The sequence below is a fragment of the Paraburkholderia sp. SECH4 genome, from assembly GCF_030511745.1.
Classification (GTDB): domain Bacteria; phylum Pseudomonadota; class Gammaproteobacteria; order Burkholderiales; family Burkholderiaceae; genus Paraburkholderia; species Paraburkholderia madseniana.
In genome coordinates, this window is the sequence record NZ_JALOCP010000090.1 from 1 (window position 1) to 5,931 (window position 5,931).

7 protein-coding genes are annotated in these 5,931 nt (G+C 62.9%); all 7 read left to right on the forward strand.

Features of this window, described 5'->3' with window-relative positions; genetic code table 11:
- Positions 1-672 (forward strand): hypothetical protein (locus M0D67_RS41630; protein ID WP_266243558.1); only part of this gene is annotated, 672 nt, incomplete at its 5' end.
- 12 nt (positions 673-684) lie between these two features.
- Positions 685-1,359 (forward strand): hypothetical protein, encoded by a 675-nt coding sequence (locus tag M0D67_RS41635; RefSeq protein WP_266243560.1) that lies wholly within the window; start codon positions 685-687, stop codon positions 1,357-1,359.
- A gap of 544 nt (positions 1,360-1,903) precedes the next feature.
- Positions 1,904-2,410 (forward strand): hypothetical protein, encoded by a 507-nt coding sequence (locus M0D67_RS41640; protein ID WP_266243562.1) that lies wholly within the window; start codon positions 1,904-1,906, stop codon positions 2,408-2,410.
- A complete protein-coding gene (locus tag M0D67_RS41645) occupies positions 2,407-2,940 on the forward strand; it encodes a hypothetical protein (RefSeq protein ID WP_266243565.1) in 534 nt (177 codons plus the stop codon). Before M0D67_RS41640 ends, M0D67_RS41645 begins: the two co-directional genes overlap by 4 nt.
- Before the next feature lie 947 nt (positions 2,941-3,887).
- Entirely contained in the window at positions 3,888-4,370 is a 483-nt protein-coding gene (locus M0D67_RS41650) for a DUF6878 family protein (RefSeq protein WP_266243568.1), read from the forward strand.
- Complete coding sequence (locus M0D67_RS41655) at positions 4,367-5,119, forward strand: hypothetical protein (RefSeq protein WP_266243570.1); 753 nt, start codon at positions 4,367-4,369, stop codon at positions 5,117-5,119. Before M0D67_RS41650 ends, M0D67_RS41655 begins: the two co-directional genes overlap by 4 nt.
- Entirely contained in the window at positions 5,116-5,667 is a 552-nt protein-coding gene (locus M0D67_RS41660; protein ID WP_266243572.1) for a hypothetical protein, read from the forward strand. The genes M0D67_RS41655 and M0D67_RS41660 overlap by 4 nt, the downstream gene beginning before the upstream one ends.
- Positions 5,668-5,931 lie beyond the last annotated feature (264 nt).

The following is a 5,931-nucleotide window of genomic DNA, read 5'->3' on the forward strand; positions in this document are numbered from 1 at the left end:
TCTCCTTTGATCGCGGGACGACGAACTCAGGGGAACGGCGGCAACGACGAGAAGCGCCGCCGACTCAGCAGAAACCACCAACGCCGGGACTCGGAATCTAGGGATCCGGTCAGCTCAAACCAGAAGGGGTCGAATATGACATTTGACGAATACAGAAAGCGCTTTCGCGCGTCGCGCGGCTTCCAACGCTACACAAGCGAGCAGCGCGCGAACCACGCGTCCAGCCATCGGCTGACACAAAACAAGCGCATCTCGACCGGAGAGTACTTCTACGCCCACGTGCACGTACCCGGCATTGCCTTTCCCAGGCGTCAGACAGCGGAGCGCGCCGGGTATGACGCGTATCTGTTATCCCTCGAAAGCGAAGGAACAGCCCCGGCCGTCGGCGGGACCGCCCCGGCCCAGCCGAAGGTGCCGCCTATCCATCTCACCCATACCGGCCCGTCAGCAGGGGCGACGTTATGCGGTGCCCGCCGGGATGGCGGCACTGCGCACCACGCTGTGTATGCCCCCGTCCAGCGCGACGACTACCGGGCGCTTTGCTGCGTCGCCTGCCTCAAGGAATTCGCGCGTGCGTGGGCCGGCGCGCGGACCAAGCCGGACTGGGTTACGACTCTTCTCGCCGCTGCCGCACACGAAGTCGCCAGCACCCAACTTGCTCTCTCTTTGTAAAAGGAACGCACCATGCAGATCGAACTTTGCCTGTCGGCTGAAACCATTGCAACCGATGCCATTGCGACCGCTATGAAAGCCACCGCCCACGCTGCGCGCGTCGCGCGCGTTTTCGACGCGATGCGTGGCATTGTCGAAAAGCCGGACGCACGACTCAAACACTACACGGTCGACTTCTACGAGCACGACCGTGCATACCTGCAGCGTACCTACGCAACCGGCCAGTACGGCTGGGTCGTTCGCGAAAGCGGTACGCACCTGGTACAGCTCGGCAGACACCCCCGCATGAACGAAGAACTGGACGCAGCGCTGCGCGTCGGTCCGAGCCGCGACTGCTATCTGATCGACGCGCGCGCTGGGACCGTAATGGAGGTAACCGAGGCAAAGTTGCGCGAGGAGATGTCGCGGTTCACATACGTGACAGGAACGCACGTAGTGGGGAAGAACGGCCGGACCATCGCAATGATGGACGTGAGCATGTCGCCGTGGGCTCACGCTAACCCGCCGCAAGGCATCGTTCGATTCCGCTCGCTCGATGTGCCGCTCACCCACGAGGATCTGGTAGCGCTCGCCCAGATCGGTGCGTCCGAAGTCATCCGCGTCTCGCACTCGCTTCTCACGGGCACGCAGACTCTTGAACTGGACGGCGAAAACCTGCTCGACCTGATCGAACAGCGCGCCGAGTAGCCAGACACTCAGACGCCGAGGAGCGGAAACCGCTCTTCGGCGTATTTCATCTACGTTCCGGATTTTGCGCCGCAAATCAGCCGGGTCGGGGCGAGCAGCCCTTCAGGCATCCGCCTTCCGGGCTGCTCGCATTTCCCCCGACCCGGTTACCAACAACGGATCGCTCTAAGGCTTCGCCCGGCGCGAGCCACCCATGCCAGTCGCTCGCTTCGCTACGCGAGAAGGCGCTGCCCGCGCGGGCCATTCACGCGGTCGCAGCGGTCGCATACCGACTGTTCCCCCTCATCGCCCATACCCGCGACCTTAGCCGGCGTCGGCCTGTCGTCAAGGCGTGCGGGGCCGTGTTGTCGCTTCGCGCCTGCCCGCCCCAACACCCCGCACTTGCCTCCTTGACGCACGGCCTCGACCGGCTTGCGTAGTCGCAGGGCGATGAACTCAGGGGAACGGCGGCAACGCTGGAACCTTTCAAGCGCCCGCCGAATGGAAACCCCTACGTAGGGCTCCGAATCTTGGGGCCCGGTCAGCTAAAAACAGGAGCCATGCCATGTCACGACGCGAACCGAAGCACGAAGTCACCGCCTATGCCTACGTCAAGCAGGAAAGCTGCACGACTGAACTGATAGTGGATGTGGAGCGCGCAGTGGTCGGCCCAACCGGCTACGTCTACAGCGGTAGCATTTCGCTGCGAGCGTTTGTGAGTGATCAGAGCGCGGAGTCGTTCGCCCATCGCGTCACATTCTCCAACATCTGCGGAGCGGAGACGGACGAGGTCCGCGTCGCGTTGCGCAAGCTGGACCGCATCCGGACGCAGATGATCAAGGCGGACAGGGAGCTTGGCGACGCGCGTACTTTCGCGGAGTTTGCCCGGCGCGCGATGCTCGCCGCCCGGGTCAGCACGGTGTATGTGGCACGTGACGCTGCGGGACGCCCCCGCAATGCGGCGCACTACATCGTGGCCAACCCGGCGGATGGCCGTGACGTGCACGACTCCATCGGTCGGCTGGAAATGATCGCCCTCACGCTGTACGGCAAGCGCGTGGAGGCAGCATGAGCGCGCAACTGGTTGAACGCTGGGAAGGGGCCGCGAAGGGCGCACGTTATCAGATCGACGTCATGCGCATCGAACCGCGTCCAGGCCGGGAGTTTTTCGACATCCGCCTGTCTCGCGACGCGAGGCAGTACGACTCGAAGCTCGCGCGCTCGCCCGCTGAAGCTCGCGGCCGCGTGCAGCACGCCGTCGATTGGGCGCTTTCCTACGGGCCAGCCCCATACACGCGCACGTTCCGCGATCCAAAGCTCGCCCCGGTTGCGTGTGACGCCCACCTGATCCTGACTGCGCAGGCCAACCGCTTCGAACTGGCTGCGAGGCTGGCCCTGTTCCTCGTTAAGCGCAAGGGAGACCGCGCCGCGCGGTGGAGCGGGACCCTTCTGGCGGCAGAACAGCGGGCTCTCTTCGGGCGCTTCCTTGGCAAGGGAACGTTGACCATCGACGGCGCGCGCGAGCGAATCAGACACTCGGTTAGCCGGTCATTTGGCATGGGCCGGCAGGTTACCGCCGATCTCGCCTGGACCGAACTATGAAAGCGGCACCGGCTGTGCGAGGCGAGTTTGTTGCAGACACCGCGCTCGAACCAGCCGATTGCCTTTCCTTACTACACAGGAGCGCGCCCCTTCGGCGCGTAAAACCACCATGAAATCAATCTTTGCTTTACCTGTCCACTTGCCCGTACGCTGGCCAATTCACACGAAGCAGCCGACCCGTACCGCCCAGATCCGCGTTCTTCTGAATACGGTAGTGACCGATGCGCTCGCGGCATGGCGAGAGGCACCCGAGCGCTCCTGGGCGGATATCGGTGGTCTGGTCTACAGGCAGCTCCGCACGCTCGACGTTTTGTACCCTGAAGCCGGGATACTGGAGGCTCCAGCGCGCGAGGTCGCCGTGCGGTTCTTCGCAACGAACGTAGATCCGTCGATCAGGAACCTCCGGTACCGCGACGGGGACATGCCGAACCCGGCAATCGCGCGCCTGCGGCGTGCGCTGCGCTCATGTGCGACGACGACCAGCGCGCCCCGGTCGGACAACGCAGACTTTTCCAGTCAAGGACTTTTGGCTCTTGGGGCCACGCCGCGTGCCGCGGACTTGCCCCGGCGCGTGCCATCCCCTCCAGCTTCGCCGCTTTCAGCGGCTCAGTAAGCGCGCTCGCCGCGCGAGGCTTTTCGCTTCGTCGCGGCCACCCCTCGTATTCCCGTTCCCCTTGTTCGCCGTCCTTTTCCCGCGACCGTAGCCACGTCCTGCGCTGCGTCAAGGCGCGCGGGGCCGTGTCAGTCGCTGCCGCTCCATCCCGCCCCTGCACCCCGCGCTCCAATCCTTGACCCAGCACCGGCCGCGTCTCCTTTTATCGCGGGACGACGAACTCAGGGAAACGGCGGCAACGACGAGAAGCACCGCCGACTCAGCAGAAACATCGTTCACGCCGGGACTCGGAATCTAGGGATCCGGTCAGCTCAACCACTATGGAGAACACGCCATGTCCGACCTGCTCAACCAACCCCGCCACAACGAGAGTGACTGCCTTCCTGCAGCCGCTGAGAAGACGCCCGATCTGATTCTTTCGCGAAACAAGCCGGTTCTCATTGATGCGCTGCGCAATGTGGACGCGTCCGGTGCGACGGTTTGCTATTCGGGATCTGGTGATTCCGGCAACGACAACGAGGTTTCCATCCTCATTGCGGACGGTCAGGCGTTCGAATCGAACACCACGGTTACGGTTACGACGCTTCGCTCCCAGTACGTGGACGGTCAATGGCAGACCGCATATGTTGAAGAGACCGTATCTCTTACCCAGGCTCTCAGCGACTATGCAGATCGGGCGATCGAGGTTTTCCATAGCGGTTTTGAGGACGGGGAAGGTGGTTCAGGCGAAGTCGACTTCGTTTGCGAAACGGGCACCGTGACGCTGGATCACCGCGACTACTACGTTGAGTCGGCCCAGACGGTGACGCGGCTATGAAAGTCTGCGTCTCTCTCGCAAGCTGGCCCGGTCTGCGATACGAAAGCGCACTTGCCATGCTGACCCGGACGCATGTCGAGCCAGTATTCGGTGACCTGTCCATCGAACATGTACAACTCGTTCCGCAATCGTTCGGTACGCTGACAGACGAGGTTGTGTCGGACATTTTGCGGGCGTTCCCATCGACACAGTTCCGGCTTCACGCCAATGCACGCGTACTGCGTACACACCGCCTTGCCGACCTTTCGAACTTCGAAGCCAATCAGGATTGGTTCGAACGTGCGGCACATGTAAGCCAGAGCCTGAATGCTCCGGCCTACAGCGCGCACTCGGGCAGTCGGGCGAACGCTAACCTCGACAGCATGCTGGACAACGCCCGACGCTGCGCGGATCTGTTTGGGTGTCAGGTAGCAGTCGAGGGGCAGTATCCGACGAGGGGCGATCCCCTCCTTGTCTCAACCTGGGATGAGTACCGGACAGTCTTCGAATCCGGCGTTCCCTACGCCATCGACCTCTCACATCTGAACATCGTCGCGACACAAACACACACACGCGACGATGGACTGGTGGCCGAGATGCTCTCGTGTGAGCGATGTATCGAAGTCCACGTAAGCGCTAATGACGGACGCGGTGACTGGCATCAGGTCTGTAGTGCAACCTCGTGGTGGAGCGGTCTGCTTCGCCATGTCAATTCCAACGCCGTGATTTTCTCAGAAGGAAATCACCGTACCAAACGGAGCAACGCATGAGTGCAGATCAAAATTTCGCAACGCCGACGTACTTTCTCAGCGGCGGTAAATTCCTGCTCAACGACGCAGGGCAGAAGGTCAATAGCGAATATGAGCATGCGGCCGCCGAGAAGCGGAAGCTCGACGCGACCTGGGCAGGCGCTCTCCTCGCGCGCCTGTTCATCGATCACCCGTGGCTGGCCGGTATGACAATCGAGCTACGGGCGAGCGCGGTAACGGACGACGATGGGGTTACCTTCCGCTCGGTCGTGGCCAGCGTGTCGGACGTTATCCATGTGGACGGCGTGCCATTGGCAGAAAGCGTGGATGCCGCTGGCAACCTGTGTCAGGACCGTGCCACTGACCTGCTTGAGAACGTCCTGCAGGACAATGACGCAGATCTGTACGCATCGTTCGCCGAGCCACACGAGTACGACGATATCGACCTGATCGTGCGACGAGACGCCATCGCCGAATTGCTGCAAGGAGAACAGATCGATGGAAGCGTGGCGTTTGCGCTTCTGTTCTCGGATCACGTACACGCGGCGCCCAGCGGCCCGAGTGCCTGACGGCTAGGCGGCCACAGCCGGATAGCACGCGCTGCAGTACCACGCCGCGCGTCATCCGGTTGCACTTCAAATCAGCCGTGCCGCTGCACCTTGCGCGCCCGGCTACGCCCGTCACGCAAGCCGACAGCACCGCGTCACGGAGTCATTCCACGCCCGCTCTTGGGGCGCGCCGCGTCCCGCGGACTTGCCCCGGCGCGTGCCATCCCCTTCAGCCTCGCTGCCTTCGGCAGCTCGGTAACGCGCTCGCCGCGCGGCGTTTCGCTT